The organism is Paracoccus amoyensis, assembly GCF_014490725.1.
In the GTDB taxonomy this organism is placed as follows: Bacteria; Pseudomonadota; Alphaproteobacteria; order Rhodobacterales; family Rhodobacteraceae; genus Paracoccus; species Paracoccus amoyensis.
In genome coordinates this window covers 74,943-90,850 of sequence record NZ_JACOQL010000003.1, presented here as the reverse complement: position 1 = coordinate 90,850, position 15,908 = coordinate 74,943, and the positions used below count along the sequence as shown (strand labels likewise).

Sequence of the window (15,908 nt, the reverse complement as noted above, 5' to 3'; positions counted from 1 at the left end):
AAGCGACATTGCCGGGATATCCGTCTGCCGTTGATTTGAGCGTGAAGCCTAATTATTAGGCAAATATCCCGATTGCCTATCAGGTGAACATTGGCCGAGACAGCACAGCCTTGCGGCTTTGCAATGTCCGGTAAAGGAACAAGCTATGAATAACCCCGCTTCGATTATGATTGGCGATACGCAACTGGGCGCTCCGGTGTTTCTGGCACCCATGGCCGGCATCACCGATTTGCCGTTTCGGCGCGCGGTCGCCCGCTTCGGGGCAGGGCTGATGGTCAGCGAAATGGTCGCCTCGTCCGAAATGGTGACGCCCCGCCCGTCGACCCGTGCAGCGGTGCGGGCCAAGGCTTTGACCGAAGGTGCGCTGCCGGTATCGGTTCAGATCGCTGGACGCGAGGCCGGGCCGATGGCGGAAACCGCCCAGATCGTCGAAGGAATGGGCGCGCGGATCATCGACATCAACATGGGCTGCCCGGCGAAAAAGGTGACGGGCGGTCTGTCCGGTGCGGCACTGATGCGCAATCTGGATCATGCGCTGACGCTGATCGACGCGGTCGTGAGGGCGGTTTCGGTGCCGGTCACGCTGAAGATGCGGCTTGGCTGGGACGATGATTGTCTGAATGCCGCCGAACTGGCCCGCCGCGCGACGGATGCTGGCGTGCAGATGCTGACAGTTCACGGTCGCACGCGTGCACAATTTTACAAGGGAAGCGCGGATTGGTCAAAGATCCGCGATGTTGCCAATCTGCCCGGCCGCCCGCCCTTGGTTGCCAATGGCGATGTGGTGGATACGGCGTCTGCCCGCGCCGCGTTGGCTGCTTCGGGGGCTGATGCGGTGATGGTCGGGCGCGGGGCGCAGGGCGCGCCATGGCGTCTGGCCCGGATCGCGCATGAGCTGCACGGAACGCCCGCGCCGGTTGTTCCTACCGGTCCGGCGCTTGCCGATCTGGTTGAAGAACATTACGAAGACATGCTGGATTTTTATGGTCCCGAACTGGGCCTGCGCGTCGCCCGCAAGCATTTGGGCTGGTATGCCGAGGAAAACAACGCGCTGATGAGGTCCGAATTGCTGCGGGCGGATAGCGTGGCGGCGACCATTGCGCTGATCCGCGTTGCCTTCGCCGACGCGCCCGGTGAAACCACGAAAGAGCGCGCGGCATGACCCGGATCGACCCGTCGCTTTTTGCCGATGTCCAGCCCGGTCCGGGCTGGAACACGCTGCCCTTGCCGGCGCTGATCCTTGACGAAAGCGGACGGGTGGTGGCGATGAATGACGCCGCCGAAATCTGGCTGAACCTGTCGCGCAACTCGACCCTGGGCAAATCGCTTGAGGGAGAGGACATGGAAAAACGGCTGCGCATTCTGCCCTCGATCAGCCCGGTGATAAAGCGTGTTATCGCCTTGGAGGAGGCGCTGTATCAGCCGAATGTGTGCTTCGAAATCGGCGACCGGGCCGGCGGCCATCAAGAGCGTTTTGCAGTGGTTCACGCAGGACCGGCGGGGCAAAGCGGCGGTGCGGTGACGTTACTGTTGGTGCCGTTGGACGATGCAGGGTCACAGTTGCAATCGCGCGCGGTTCGCGCAGCCGCCCGCAGCGCGATCGGCATGGCCGAAATGCTGGCGCATGAGATCAAGAACCCATTGGCGGGTATCCGGGGTGCGGCGCAGTTGATGGCGATGAATGCGACACCCGAAGATCGCGAAATGGCAGAAATGATCGTCAGCGAATCGCGTCGGATCGTGGCGCTTCTGGATCAGGTTGAACGGTTCGGTGATACCTCGGCCCCGAATCTGCGACCGGTAAATGTTCATGATGTGTTAGAGCGTGTGCGCAGGTCGGCCGCCGTGGGCTTTGCCAGAAAAATTTCAGTAATAGCGGATTACGACCCGTCGCTTCCCTTGGCGCTGGCAGATGCAGATCAGTTGACGCAGGTGTGTCTGAACCTGATCAAGAACGCAGCCGAGGCCCTTGCGAAAAGCGAAAATCCGACAATCAGAATACGCAGCTATTACGACCACGCCTTGCGCAGCCTGCCCGATGATCAAGCCCCAACGGGCCGCGGACTGCCCCTTCAGATCGAACTTGAAGATAATGGCCCCGGATTGCCCGCCAATATCGCCGATCAGGTGTTTGAACCGTTCGTCTCGGGGCGCGAGAACGGCACCGGACTGGGCCTTGCACTGGTCAGCAAGATCATCACTGACCACGGTGCGCTGATCCGGGTGGACAGCAAGCCGGGGCGCACGGTTTTTCGAATTTCCTTGCCAAAAGCCTGAATAGGGATCGCTGCCATGGACGGAACAGTTCTTATCGCCGACGATGACCGCACAATCCGCACCGTGCTGACGCAGGCGCTGACGCGGGCGGGGTGCCGTGTGCATGCGACGGGTAGTCTGGCGCAGTTGTCGAAATGGGTCGAAGAAGGGCGCGGCGATCTGGTGATCACCGATGTGATGATGCCGGATGGCAATGGGATCGATCGCATTCCGGCAATCCGCGAAGTGCGGCCTGATCTGCCGGTCATTGTCATCTCGGCCCAGAACACCATCGTCACGGCGATACGTGCGAACGAGGCGGACGCGTTTGAGTATCTGCCGAAACCCTTTGATCTGCCGGATCTGATGACCAAGGCCAACCAGGCGCTGTCCCGCCGGCCGCGCAAATCGGACGTGATGCCCGACACCATTTCGATTCCGCGTGAAAGTGCCGATCCCGAAATGCCGCTGATCGGCCATGCACCCGCAATGCAGACCCTGTTCCGGATGATCGCGCGGGTGTTGAACGCAGATCTGCCGGTTCTGATCGCGGGTGAATCCGGTGTCGGCAAGACGACCATCGCCCGTTCATTCCACGAACTATCTGACCGCCGCGACCGGGGCATGGCGATTCTGACCGCTGCTGACGCCAGTGAAGAGGCTGTCAGCCGTGCCGCCAGCAAGGCGCAGGGCGGGACGATCATCATTGAAAACCCGGCAGGCTTCGATCCCGCGGCGCAGGCGCGCCTGATCAGTCTGATCGAGGCGTTGGAAAGCGGTCCGAACCGGGACGAAGCCCCGCGTATCGTCGCAACGACCGGTCCCGATCCACTGGGTGATGTCGCGGCGGGAAGCCTGCGTTCGGATCTTTATTATCGGCTGGCGGGTGTCACCGTTGTCGTGCCGCCCTTGCGGGCGCGTGTTGATGACATTCTGCCGCTGGCCACGCATTTGTTGGCGCGGGCCGTTGTGCAGGGATTGCCGGAACGGACGCTTGGTGATGATGCCGCCTCGATGCTGCGCGCCCATGCCTTTCCCGGCAACGTGCGTGAGCTTGAGAACATGATGCGCAGGCTTGCCTTGACCGCAAGTGCCACGGTAATTTCCGCCGCCGAGATGCGAGAGGCGCTGAACCAGCAGGGCGGGACGCGTCCGATACCTGCGCCCGCTGCGATGCGCAGTCCGGTGATGCTGGACAGCGGAAGCATGGCCGTCAAGCCGATTGCCGCTGGAGCCGGGCGCCTGTCGGATTCGGTCGAGGCGCATTTGCAACGTTATTTTGATCTGCACGGGGATTCGCTGCCCCCTCCGGGCCTCTACGACCGAATTTTGCATGAAATAGAACGCCCTTTGCTGCAGGTCGCGCTGGACGCGACGGGCGGAAATCAGCTGCGATGCGCCGATTTGCTGGGAATTAACCGCAATACGCTGCGCAAGAAGCTGACCGAGTTGAATATCGAGGTGACACGCAGGCGCAAACTGATGTAAAACCGCCACAGAGGCAGCGCAACAGTAACGGCGTTGCCACAGTAAAGCCGCGTCAGACGGCAGTGGTGGGAAAGATGGCAGGGTCCGCGACAGGGCTTGGTTGGGACAGGATTGCACGCGTCAGGTTGCCGAAAGCGTGGCGAGGTCTGGTGACCATCGGCCTGCTGATTATTGGCGCGTTTCTGGCCGTCGCGACGATGACCGTGTTGGGGCCGCTGGCGGAGGGGACGCAAAGCCGGATGCTGCGGCTGATCCTGCTTCTGGATCTTGTCTACCTGATCGTTCTGACCAGCTTTGTCGTGATCCGCATGGCGCGTCTGATTTCGGACAGGCGCAGGTCGGCGGCGGGGTCACGGCTGCACGCGCGGCTGGTTCTGATCTTTGCACTGGTGGCACTGATTCCCACGGTGCTGATTGCGTTGTTCGCGGGTCTTCTGGTGAATATCGGGCTTGAGGGTTGGTTTTCGAGCCGCGTGCAGCAGGTGGTCACCACCTCTCAGGCGGCGGCAGAAGCCTATCAGGAAGAGCATCGCCACGATCTTAGCCAGGATGCCCGCGCACTTGCCAGCATCCTGACGCAGGCCGGGAAGGCTAACCCGTTGATCGACGACGGGCAGATGCGGCAACTGCTGGTGCAGGGTCAGGCGCTGATTCAGCGTGGCCTGCGCGAAGCCTACATCGTCAACGGGGCTGGTGACATCCGCGCACGTGGCGAGCGGAGCTACCTGTTCTGGTACAAGGAACCGACCAGCGTGCAGCTGGATCAGGCTCAGGCAGATGGCCTGACGTTGATCGAGGATTGGCAGAACAACGAATTCCGCGCCCTGGTCGCCCTGCCGCCATTGGCGGACCGATATCTTTACATTACCCGCGTTGTCGATGGCGACCTGTTGGGATTGCTGGACGATACCCGTGCGACCGTGGGCGATTATCGCCAGTTGGAACAGACGCGCAGTCAGGTTCTGCTGGAATTTTCGCTGGTTTATCTGGGCTTTGCGCTGCTGTTGGTCGCGGGCGCGATCTGGATGGGGTTGTGGTTTGCAAGCCGCCTGTCCCGACCAATCGGCCAGCTTGCCATTGCCAGTGAGCAAGTCGGTCTTGGCAACCTGGATCTGCAAATCCCGGAAGCGCAGACCGGGGATGAAATCCAGACGCTGGGCGAAGCGTTCAACCGCATGACCCGCCAGTTGAAGGCGCAGCGGATTGAGCTGATGGACAGTTATCGCATCACCGATGAACAGCGCCGATTGTTTGATAACGTGCTAAGTTCTGTCACTTCTGGCGTGATCGGTTTGGATGCTGCGGGTGAAATCGACTTCGTCAACCGCTCGGCCAGCCGTTTGCTGGGGTTGGATGCCAAGGGGGACATAGACGTCCTTTTGTCCGAAGCCGTGCCAGAGTTTGCGCCCTTGTTTGAAAGGCTGTCCAGTTCCATCGCAGAATCCGTTCAGGACGAGGTGCGACTGACCCGTGACGGGCGGGTTGAAAGTCTGCTGGTCCGCATGGCCGTGCGCCGTGATGTCGAGGGGCAGCTGGAAGGATATGTGGTCGCCTTTGATGATGTGACCGAACTGGTCAGTGCCCAACGCATGGCCGCATGGGGCGATGTTGCCCGTCGCGTCGCGCATGAGATCAAGAATCCGCTGACGCCGATCCAGCTTTCTGCAGAGCGCCTGCGTCGGAAATTCCTGCCAATGGTTGCGAACGACCATGAAAAAGCCGCTGTGGATCAATATGTTGACGTCATTATCCGCCAAACGGGTGACCTGCGTCGCATTGTGGACGAATTCAGCCGTTTCGCACGAATGCCCGAGCCTGATCGCAAGGAAATCGACATTGCCGCATTGCTGCGCGGAGTCGTTTTTCTGCAACAGGACGCCCTGAAAGGGGCTTTGACATCGGAAATTCCAGATCAGCCTGTGATCGTGGACTGCGATGCGGGAATGATGCGGCAATCCTTCATCAATATTCTTAAGAATGCAGGGGAAGCCGTTGATGAAAAAATGGAAAACCCTCCCCCCGGATGGTCGCCACATGTATCGGTCGTGATGCTGGCCGATCATGATGCAGTGACAATTCGCGTCACCGACAACGGGCCGGGCCTGCCCGCCGACCGTTCGCGGCTGTTCGAACCTTACGTGACCATGAAGGCATCGGGCACAGGATTGGGACTGCCCATCGTCAAGAAGATCGTCGAGGAGCATGGCGGCAGCCTGATCCTGACGGACGCGCCGGATAAAACTGGTGCAATGGCAGAAATCCGTTTGCCACGGGAACGTCACCCCGTGCGCGGAACGCAACGCAAAAGCAAACAAGAAACCAACGAGGCGGCTACACCATGAGTGACATTCTGATCGTCGATGATGAAAGGGACATCCGCGAACTGATCGCCGATATTCTGAAGGATGAAGGGTTCGAAACCCGACTGGCGGCAAATTCCGATCAGGCGGTGAACGAGCTGAATGAACGCGAACCTAATCTGATGATCCTTGATATCTGGCTGAAGGATAGCCGGATGGATGGGATCGACATCCTGAAACAGGTCAAGCGCAACAACCCCGATGTGCCGGTCATCATCATTTCCGGTCATGGCAATATCGAGATTGCGGTCGCAGCGATCCGGCAGGGTGCCTATGATTTCATTGAGAAACCCTTCAACATCGACCAGCTGATGGTCGTCATCAACCGCGCGATGGAAACCAGCCGCCTGCGCCGCGAAAACAGTAACTTGCGACGCGGTGGCGAGCGTTTGGGCGAGATGCTGGGTCATTCCACGGCATTCAAACGGCTGCGTGACAATCTGGACAAAGTGTCGAAATCAAATGGTCGCGTGATGCTGGCGGGTGAGCCGGGGACGGGCAAGGAAATGGCCGCCCGCTATATCCACGCCCATAGTCCGCGCGTGAATGCGCCCTTTATCACGGTGCCCTGCGCCACGATCGAGCCAGAGCGTATGGAAGAGGTGTTGTTCGGCCGTGAAAGCCTGGAACGCGGGATCGAACAGGGCTTGTTAGAGGCTGCCCATGGGGGTGTCATCTATTTCGATGAAGTCGGTGATATGCCATTGGGAACTCAGCCAAAAATATTGCGAGTTCTGACCGAGCAGCAATTTGTCCGGGCGGGTGGCTCGGATAGGGTGAGGGTCGATCTGCGGGTCATTTCGTCAACCAACCGTGACCTTCCGACCGAGATTGCAGCGGGCCGTTTTCGGCAGGAACTTTACGATCGGCTGAACGTGGTGCCGATTGCTGTCCCTTCATTGGCCGAGCGTCGCGAGGATATCGCAATGCTTGCCACCCATTTCATCGAGCAGTTTCACGCAAATCAGGGTCTGACGCCGCGCGAATTGCCCGAAGATACAATTGCCGCGCTGCAATCAATGCGGTGGCCGGGAAATATCCGGCAATTGCGCAATGTGATTGAACGGGTGCTGATCCTTGCGGAAGGCCCGGGTCCGATCCAACCGGCCGAGCTGGAGCTGCAGGGGGCCACGCCCGACAACCGCGATGCGCTTAGCCTTGGCCCGCAGATCACCGCGATGGCCCTGCGTGAAGCGCGCGAGATGTTTGAACGTGAATACCTGCTGGCGCAGATCAATCGCTTTGGCGGCAATATCAGCCGCACGGCTCAGTTCGTAGGGATGGAGCGCAGCGCCCTGCATCGCAAACTGAAATCACTTGGCGTGGTCGGTGGTGTTCGCGCCGAAGATGAACTGATGATGGGCAAATGAAGCTGATTGTCGGTGAAGGGTGTTGAGCCCCTTGCCGATATTCGTCGGAACCATGCATGGCCGGCAGCACTTGATTTGTGCAAGAAAACCCGCGGTTGCGTGTTTCGCCCCGCAGGCTTAGGCACTAATCTGCAAGATGGTAACGGCGCAAGAGGGCCAGCATGAAGATCATCATTTGCGGCGCGGGGCAGGTGGGCTGGCAGATCGCCCGGCACTTGTCGGGTGAACGCAACGACGTCACGGTGATCGACAACAACGGCGAACTGGTCCGCCGTGCGACGGATGCGCTGGATGTGCGCGGTGTGACAGGTTTTGCCAGCCATCCTGATGTTCTTGATCAGGCGGGCGCACGCGATGCGGACCTGATTATCGCCGCAACCCATTCGGACGAGGTGAACATGGTCACCTGTCAGGTGGCACATTCGGTCTTTCAGGTGCCGCGCAAGATTGCCCGATTGCGCAGCGACGCCTATCTGGATGCGATGTATTCGGATCTTTACCGCACCGATCACCTGCCCATCGACGTGGTCATCAGCCCCGAACGAGAGGTGGCCAAGGCTGCGCTGCAACGTCTGTCCGCGCCGACGACCTTTGACGTTGAAACATTCATGAATGGCAAAATCCAGCTTCTGGGGATTTTGCTGGATGCGGACTGCCCGGCATTGAACACACCTCTGCGGCAGTTGAATGAGATTTTTTCCAGCTTGCGGGCCATTGTCGCGGGGGTTCGTCGCGATGGCCGCCTGTTCGCACCCGAGGCCAATGACCAGCTTTTCGCGGGCGATCAGGTTTACATCTTCACGCATACCGATGATGTCACTCGCACGTTGGAGATTTTCGGTAAACCGCCGCAGAAGCAAGAAAAGCTGGTGATTGTTGGCGCGGGAAATGTCGGTCTTGTCGTGGCCCAGAAGTTAGAGGCACGGCCCGATCGTATTCGCACCAAACTGATCGAACGTGACCGTCACCGTGCTGAATATGCCGCCGATCATCTGGAACGGACCATCGTTCTGAACGGCGATGGTCTTTCGGCAGAGTTGCTGGAAGAAGCTGCCGTTCCGACTGCTGATGCGGTGTTGGCCGTGACCGAGGATGACAAGACCAATATCCTTGTCTCGATCCGCGCCAAGCAGGCCGGAGCCAAGATGGCGATTGCGCTGATAAATGACCCGACATTGGTGCCGTTGATGGGTGCGCTGGATATTGATGCCTATATCAATCCGCGGGCGACGACGGTGTCGACGATCCTTCGCCATATCCGCCACGGGCGGGTCCGCGACATCTATTCTGTCGGCGATGCTGAGGCCGAGGTGATGGAGGCGCAGGTTCTGTCGACCTCACCCATGGCGGGCCGGGCAATCCGCGACATCGAATTCCCGGAAGGGGCGCTGATCGGCGCCGTGAAAAAGGGTGACAAGATCATCAAACCAATGCCGGATACCCGCATCGAAGAGGGCGATATCGTGCTGATCTTCGCGCTGACGGCTGATGTTCCCGAAGTCGAGCGCCTGTTGCAGGTCTCGATCGACTTTTTCTAGGGGCGCGGGGCGGTGTCGTTCCTGATGCGTCTGCCGATGCTGGTGCTGCTGTCCATCGTGACGGCCGTGTCCATGCTGGTTCCGGCGATCTATGCATCGATCACCAACCATCACTTCATCGCGCGCAGTTTTCTTTATTCGGCGCTGTTGATCATGGTCGTTTCCGGAATGATCGGTCTGGCGTCCATGTCAAAACGCCAGCGTCCTTCGGCATTTCAAACCCTGCTGAATATGCTGGCCGTCTATTGCATTCTGCCACTTATCATGGCGTTGCCGTTTGCGGAAAGCCTGCCGGACACGGGCCTTTTCAATGCCTGGTGGGAGATGCTGTCATCCCTGACCACAACCGGCGCGTCGCTTTATTCGGCGGATCTCCTGCCTTTGCCACTGCATCTGTGGCGCGCGCAAGTCGGGTGGATGGGTGGCTTCTTCATCCTCGTCGCAGCCGTCGCAATTCTGGAGCCGTTGCGGATCGGAGGGTTTGAAATCGTGGCGACGCCCTATGGCCGCAACGAGTATTTCGAGCGGCTTCCACAGTCAGAGCAGCCAAGATCGCTGCAACCACATCTGTCTTCGCCCGAATTCCACACCCGACTTTCTGATCCGATTTATCGGCTGATCCGCGTCAGCGTTAACGTATTCCCGCTTTATGGCGGGCTGACTCTGGCCCTGTGGGTCATTCTGCTGATGATGGGCGATGATGCATTGGTGGCGCTGTGCCGTGCGATGGGCACGCTGTCGACCAGCGGGATTTCCCCGGTCATCGGTCCTGTTGGCGCCAATACGGGATTCGTCGGCGAATTTGTCGTCTTTCTGTTCATGATATTCGCGCTTACCCGACGTTTCTGGCCGGGCGGCAACGAATTGCAGGTCACGGACCGTCTGCGGGATGATCCTGAATTGAAGCTGGCGACAGCACTGGTGCTGTCCGTTGCGATTGTGCTGTTTCTACGCCACTTCCTTGGTGCGATCGAGGCGACGGCCGGGGCAGGTGGGGCACCCCAGCTGCTGCTGGATTTGAAACACTCGCTGGCAGCATTCTGGGGCGGTCTTTTCAACGCGCTCAGCTATCTGACAACGACCGGCTGGAATTCCGCCGATTGGCAGGGGGCAAGGGCGTGGTCCGGAATCAGTTCCCCAGGGCTTATCCTGGCGGGGCTGGCAATGATGGGTGGCGGTGTTGCGACGACCGCCGGCGGTGTGAAATTGCTGCGGGTCTATGCCTTGTCCTCTCATGGGCACCACGAGATGGAAAAGATCATCCATCCGCACGGCATTGCTGGTGGAGGCCGTTTCGCCCGACGACTACGCCGCGAAGGGGCTTATCTGTCGTTCATTTTCTTCATGCTGTTTGCAGCCTCGATCGCGCTGACGATCATTCTGGTGTCGATACACCAGCTTGAAATCGAAACCGCGACGATTCTATCGATCGCGGCGCTGACGAATGCCGGTCCGCTTGCCGCCGCGATTCCGCTGACCCCGGCGTTCGAGGGAACGGCCGGCATCGCCTCGGCCCCGTGGGAGGGATGGTCGGGCTTGCCGGTCTTTACGAAATGTGTGCTTGCGGGTGCCATGGTTCTGGGCCGGTTAGAGACCTTGGCGCTTTTGGCGCTGCTCTCACCTGAATTTTGGCGCAAATAGGGCGCAACTACTCGGTTTTGTTCGATCTTATACCGGTGGCGTCACTCTCGCCGGCTGCACCTTCCACAGCTGCAGGTTGATGGGTCATCACCTTCCAGCCGATGAAAACCGACATGACTGTGGCAAATACCACAGCAGTCAGGGCGATTACCCAAAGAATTTTCCGGAGCATCTGCAAATTGGTTGCCTTCCTGTTGTAGGGTGATTCTTGTGCTTCAGTGGTCTGGTGTTGCAACTTGCAAGGCCCGCAGTGCTCGCCTAGATATCGTAAAAGAAACCAAAAAAACAGAACCGGGAACGCAACATGGCTAGCGATAAACAAAATCTTCAGGACGCTTTCCTGAACCATGTGCGTAAGGCCAAGGTGCCGGTTACGATCTTTTTGATCAACGGTGTCAAACTGCAGGGCGTCATAACGTGGTTTGACAATTTTTGCGTGCTTTTGCGCCGCGACGGACAGTCGCAGCTTGTCTACAAGCATGCGATCAGCACCATCATGCCCGGTCAGCCCATTTCGCTGTATGAAGGCGAGGATTGATTGGCCGAACTGACCTCGACCGAGGCTAAGCCTGCCCGAGCCTATGTGATTCACCCCGAACTGGCTTCGGGCCGGACGCAGCGGCGTGAGCCCGAGCATGCCTTGGCCGAAGCTGTCGCATTGGCCGAAGCCCTGCCGGGAATCGAAATCGTCGGGAATGAGGTTGCGCGCCTGCGCAAACCCGATCCGGGCAGGCTGTTCGGAAAGGGCAAACTGGCTGAAATTGGCGAACGTCTGAAAGATGCCGAGGTCGATCTGGTTTTGATCGACGGTGCAGTGACGCCTGTCCAGCAACGCAATCTTGAAAAGGATTGGGGTGTAAAACTACTGGACCGGACCGGGCTGATTCTTGAAATCTTTGCCGATCGTGCCCGCACCCGTGAAGGTGTCTTGCAGGTGGAATTGGCCGCGCTGTCCTATCAGCGTACGCGTTTGGTCCGGGCCTGGACCCACCTTGAGCGGCAGCGGGGCGGTCTTGGCTTTGTCGGCGGCCCCGGCGAAACGCAGATCGAGGCTGACCGCCGCGCCATTGATGAACAGATGACGCGTCTGCGCCGTCAGTTGGAACGTGTCGTCAAGACGCGCACCTTGCATCGGGCGGCGCGGGCAAAAGTGCCTTATCCCATCGTGGCGCTGGTCGGTTATACGAATGCGGGCAAATCGACCCTGTTCAACCGCCTGACAGGTGCCGAAGTGCTGGCCAAGGATATGTTGTTCGCGACGCTGGACCCGACCATGCGTGCGATCCGTCTGCCCGATGCGAAAGGTGGAAATTCAGGCCGCAAGATCATCCTGTCCGATACGGTGGGTTTTATCAGTGATCTGCCCACCGAACTGGTCGCGGCTTTCCGCGCCACTTTGGAAGAAGTGCTGGAAGCTGATCTGATCCTGCATGTCCGCGATATCAGCCACCCTGAAACCGAAGAGCAGGCCGAGGACGTGGCCGAGATTCTGGATTCGCTGGGCGTGGATGAGGATGTGGCCCTGATTGAGGTCTGGAATAAAATCGACGCGCTGTCGCCCGAAACACGCGCTGCGCTGCGCCGCACGGATGAGCGGACGCAGGGCGTTCAGGCCGTCAGCGCGCTCACCGGCGAGGGGCTGGACGACTTGGTTGCCGCAATCGATGCGCATCTGGCCGAGGTTCTGGATGAGCCGCGCGAGACTGCGATTGTCACCCTGCCGTTTTCGGACGGGCGCCGTCGCGCATGGCTGCATGATGCAGGCGTCGTTCAGCGTGAAGAGGCCGGCGATAGCGGCCTGACCTTTCACGTGCTTTGGACAAAGCGTCAGCAGACTGGATTCGAGGCCTTGGGGCAGGACGATTAATCGTCCTGCGGCATCTCATGCGCCCAAGGCGGATTTGCACCAGCGCGTGATACGACGATTGCGGCTGCCTGAGCCGCGGTTTTCAGGGCATTGCGGATCACCTCTGGTTGCAGATTGTCCAAGCCCTGCTTGTTCAATGCGCCCTGATGATGCAATCCGGCCAAAAAGCCCGCGTTGAATGTATCGCCCGCGCCGATCGTATCGACAACATTCGCCCGTATTGATTTCATATTCACCGGCTCACCCGCCCAATAGGCTGTGGCGCCCTGTTCGCCCGCCGTATGCAGCACCAATTTGGGTCCGCTGGACAGCAACGACCGGGCAGCCTGTTCCGGCGACAGGTCGGGGAACAGCCATTCGATATCGTCGCTGGACAGCTTGACGATATCCGCCATCGCCAGCAGCCGATCCAGCCGTGCACGAAAGGCTTCGGCGTCATTGACAAAGAACGGGCGAATATTGGGGTCCATCATCACCGGCAGGTTATGATGATTTTGGCTGACCAGATGCTCGATAGTGGCGCCGCAGGGATCGGGCACTAGGCTGATGCCGCCGACGAACAGTGCCTCGACCTCTGACGGTAAATCAGGCAAGTCTTCCTGGGCAAAAAGGCGACCGGCGGACCCTTCATCATAGAAGGCATATCGGGCGTTGCCATTGTCCAGTGTCACCAGTGCCAAGGTCGTCAGGCGGTGTGTGCGGGGACACAGGTCAGTTCTGACGCCAGCCTCTTGCAATCGATGGGACAGTTGCTCTCCGAAAGGATCGCGACTCAGGGGCCAAAGATATCCCGTTGGGCGGCCCAGCCGACCAAGGGCGACTGTCGTATTGTAAACCGCGCCGCCCAGATGCGGCGTGAATGCGCCGTCCTGCGGCACCATGTCGATCAACGATTCGCCCGCGCACAGGATCATGTGGTTTCCCCCGAAAGTATGGGCCTAATAGCCCTGAATAACGTAATCGGGCGACGGCAAGCCCGAACCAATATTGATGTAACCGTTCGCTTCAGCAAAATAGAGGAAGATTGCAAGCGCTAACAATCCAGCAATTACTGCTGCCGTTATTTTCCACACCGACCACGGGCGTTCACCCATGACCCGACCAGACTGGCCATTGACGACGAAGCGATAGCTTTTCCCGTTGTAGCGATAAGCAGCGGTCCAGACCGGCAGCATGATGTGCTTGAAGGTTTCGGCGGAATGGCGCGTGCTGATACGTTCGATCCGCTGCACGTCGCCGCCGATGTCGCGGCGCGCATCGTTCATGATCACGCCGGCCATTTCCTGTCGCGCGGTCTGATGCCCTTCGGCAAGGGGGATCGTGTAGCCCTCGGCTTCCAGACCGGCCAGATAATCGGGGCGATAGGGCCGAAGATGCGACAGATCCCAAGGGGTCAGCGCATCAATGAACCGCCGCGGCAGAGAGGCCGAGGCCAGCACCAGAACGTCGTTGAAGCGCCTGCCGACGCGGCCTGCGGCATGACGCCAGCGAACCTTCTGCACCTGCTGCGGAACGCGCCGCGTCTGACCATTGATCTGCTGTGTGACATAGACAGTTTCGTAATAGTAATCACCACGTTGGCCCGAATACTCGGATTCCGTATCAGCATCGAAGGTCCAATAAGGTGAATAGATGCCGCGCAGCTTTCGTCCCTTGCGGGCATACGCGACCAGCCCTGAGGGAGCGAACCACAAATCTCCCAGCCAATCCTCCATCGCCCGGTGTGCCTGATCTTCGGTCAGGCGAAACGGCAGCACGCCTTGCGGCTTGATCTTGCGGGTAGTTCCGGTGTCGGTGACAACAGGAGTGGCACAAAAAGGGCAAATACTTGAATGGCTTGCCCCTTCAAGTTCAAGTTGTGCCCCGCAGTTCGGGCATGACAGGGTTCGGACCTCTAACGCGATGTCAGAGTCCTTATCCAGACGCAGTCCCTTTTCCAGCGGGATTTCCACCAGTTCCGGTGATTTGTGGCCAACATCCCATTGCAACGCACGGCCGGTTTCTGGATCGGCCAGAATCGCGGCCTCGCCCTCGGCCCCGCCAGATGGCTGACGTGCAGGCGCGCGACCCGGACCGTCCCCGATCCGCTGTTCGTGCCCGCAATAGTCGCAGATCAGAACCTCCTGACCCGGCTGAAACCGCAGGCTGGCCCCGCAGTTCTCGCACGGGTAGCGGTATTCGGTCTGCGGCGTGGGCATTTACGACTGTGGCGGCAGCGGCGGTGGCATGGTGGTAAACAGTTGTGCAAGCTCGGTCACATCCTCGGCATGCTGCCAACCATCCTGACCGGGTGCCCAAACAAGGGTTTCACGGGTGAATGATCCATCAGCGACAAGTCGCCCCAGATGCGCGCGGCCATAGGGCCCTTGCGCCTGACCGTCCAGCGCCACATGCCAGACGGTCTCCGCCTGACGACCGGGCAGTGGTGGCGGTGCAACGGCAGCACTTGCCGATTGCGGTGCCGGACCCCACGGACCAGCTTGACGTGCACCGACGCCCATGCCCATTGCAGCCCCCATGGCGGCACCCATACCTGCACCTGCGCCGCCTTGATTCTGGCTGGCATTCAGCATCGCTTCGCTGGCGGCATATTGGCCGAACCGGTCCAGATCGCCGATAATGCCCATCGAGGTGCGCTTATCCAGAACCTTCTCGACCGCTTCGGGCAGGCTGATGTTCTCGATGTAAAATTCCGGAATGGTCAGGCCATATTCCGCAATGACGGGGGCAATGGCCTTGGCCACCAGCTTGCCCAGTTCGTCGGTATTTGCCGCCATGTCCAATACAGGAATGCCCGAGCCGGCAATCATGCGCGAAAATTCCTGCACGATCACGTTGCGGATTTGAAAGGTGATTTCGTCCTTGGTGAATTCGCCGTCCGTGCCAACGATTTCGCCCATGAATTTGGCCGGGTCGCTGACACGCATCGAATAGGTGCCGAATGCGCGCAGGCGCACCGGGCCAAATTCGGAATCGCGCGCCATGATCGGATTTTTTGTGCCCCATTTCAGATCGTTGAAACGGGTTGTGTTGACGAAATAAATCTCGGACTTGAAGGGCGAACGAAAACCGTGATCCCAATGCTGCAGCCGCGTCAGGATCGGCATATTGTTGGTTTCCAACAGATAAAGGCCGGGACCAAAAACATCCGCCAACTGGCCCTCATGGATGAAAACAGCCGACTGGCCTTCGCGGACGGTCAGTTTCGCGCCATATTTGATTGCCTTGCCGACCGTGGGAAAGCGATAAACCATGGTGTCACGGGTATCGTCGGTCCATTCGATGATCTCGATGAACTCACCACCCAAAATGTCAAAAATACCCATGACCGTCCCTTTTGTCTGTCACCCAGTTGCGGGCAAAATCGCTATTGGCTTCCGCGCCAGCG

Annotated in this window: 13 protein-coding genes; 9 read left to right on the top strand and 4 right to left on the bottom strand. The window is 59.3% G+C overall.

The window, feature by feature from the left end:
* Positions 1–145 precede the first annotated feature (145 nt).
* The 7 genes from dusB (at position 146) to H4P12_RS09465 (ending at position 10,653) form a co-directional block, all read left to right on the top strand.
* Positions 146–1,162: a tRNA dihydrouridine synthase DusB gene (gene dusB, locus H4P12_RS09495; protein ID WP_187793455.1), complete on the top strand. Its 1,017-nt coding sequence runs from the start codon at positions 146–148 to the stop codon at positions 1,160–1,162.
* A complete protein-coding gene (locus H4P12_RS09490) occupies positions 1,159–2,277 on the top strand; it encodes a two-component system sensor histidine kinase NtrB (protein WP_187793454.1) in 1,119 nt (372 codons plus the stop codon). The genes dusB and H4P12_RS09490 overlap by 4 nt, the downstream gene beginning before the upstream one ends.
* 15 nt (positions 2,278–2,292) lie before the next feature.
* Positions 2,293–3,744 (top strand): response regulator, encoded by a 1,452-nt coding sequence (locus H4P12_RS09485; protein WP_187793453.1) that lies wholly within the window; start codon positions 2,293–2,295, stop codon positions 3,742–3,744.
* A gap of 74 nt (positions 3,745–3,818) precedes the next feature.
* Positions 3,819–6,086 carry a sensor histidine kinase NtrY-like gene (locus H4P12_RS09480; RefSeq protein ID WP_187793452.1) on the top strand — a complete coding sequence of 756 codons (2,268 nt, stop codon included), beginning with the start codon at positions 3,819–3,821 and terminating at the stop codon, positions 6,084–6,086.
* Positions 6,083–7,474: a nitrogen assimilation response regulator NtrX gene (ntrX, locus tag H4P12_RS09475; protein ID WP_187793451.1), complete on the top strand. Its 1,392-nt coding sequence runs from the start codon at positions 6,083–6,085 to the stop codon at positions 7,472–7,474. The genes H4P12_RS09480 and ntrX overlap by 4 nt, the downstream gene beginning before the upstream one ends.
* A 161-nt stretch (positions 7,475–7,635) precedes the next feature.
* Complete coding sequence (trkA, locus tag H4P12_RS09470; protein WP_187793450.1) at positions 7,636–9,012, top strand: Trk system potassium transporter TrkA; 1,377 nt, start codon at positions 7,636–7,638, stop codon at positions 9,010–9,012.
* Positions 9,013–9,024: 12 nt separating this feature from the next.
* A complete protein-coding gene (locus H4P12_RS09465) occupies positions 9,025–10,653 on the top strand; it encodes a potassium transporter TrkG (protein ID WP_343069800.1) in 1,629 nt (542 codons plus the stop codon).
* Positions 10,654–10,660: 7 nt separating this feature from the next.
* On the opposite strand, the gene H4P12_RS09460 is transcribed toward H4P12_RS09465, so the two are convergent.
* Positions 10,661–10,825 (bottom strand): hypothetical protein, encoded by a 165-nt coding sequence (locus tag H4P12_RS09460; protein WP_187793449.1) that lies wholly within the window; start codon positions 10,823–10,825, stop codon positions 10,661–10,663.
* 132 nt (positions 10,826–10,957) lie between these two features.
* Between H4P12_RS09460 and hfq the strand changes: the two genes are divergently transcribed.
* Both hfq and hflX read left to right on the top strand, forming a co-directional pair.
* A complete protein-coding gene (hfq, locus tag H4P12_RS09455) occupies positions 10,958–11,191 on the top strand; it encodes an RNA chaperone Hfq (protein WP_090734139.1) in 234 nt (77 codons plus the stop codon).
* Positions 11,192–12,520 carry a GTPase HflX gene (gene hflX, locus H4P12_RS09450; RefSeq protein ID WP_187793448.1) on the top strand — a complete coding sequence of 443 codons (1,329 nt, stop codon included), beginning with the start codon at positions 11,192–11,194 and terminating at the stop codon, positions 12,518–12,520.
* On the opposite strand, the gene H4P12_RS09445 is transcribed toward hflX, so the two are convergent.
* From H4P12_RS09445 to H4P12_RS09435, 3 genes are read right to left on the bottom strand one after another with little or no spacing between them, the layout of a single operon-like run.
* The gene (locus H4P12_RS09445; RefSeq protein WP_187793447.1) at positions 12,517–13,434 is read right to left on the bottom strand and encodes a carbohydrate kinase family protein; all 918 of its coding nucleotides are present in this window, start codon (positions 13,432–13,434) and stop codon (positions 12,517–12,519) included. The genes hflX and H4P12_RS09445 overlap by 4 nt on opposite strands.
* Before the next feature lie 24 nt (positions 13,435–13,458).
* Complete coding sequence (locus H4P12_RS09440; protein ID WP_187793446.1) at positions 13,459–14,718, bottom strand: TFIIB-type zinc ribbon-containing protein; 1,260 nt, start codon at positions 14,716–14,718, stop codon at positions 13,459–13,461.
* Positions 14,719–15,846 (bottom strand): SPFH domain-containing protein, encoded by a 1,128-nt coding sequence (locus H4P12_RS09435; RefSeq protein WP_187793445.1) that lies wholly within the window; start codon positions 15,844–15,846, stop codon positions 14,719–14,721.
* Positions 15,847–15,908: the final 62 nt, after the last annotated feature.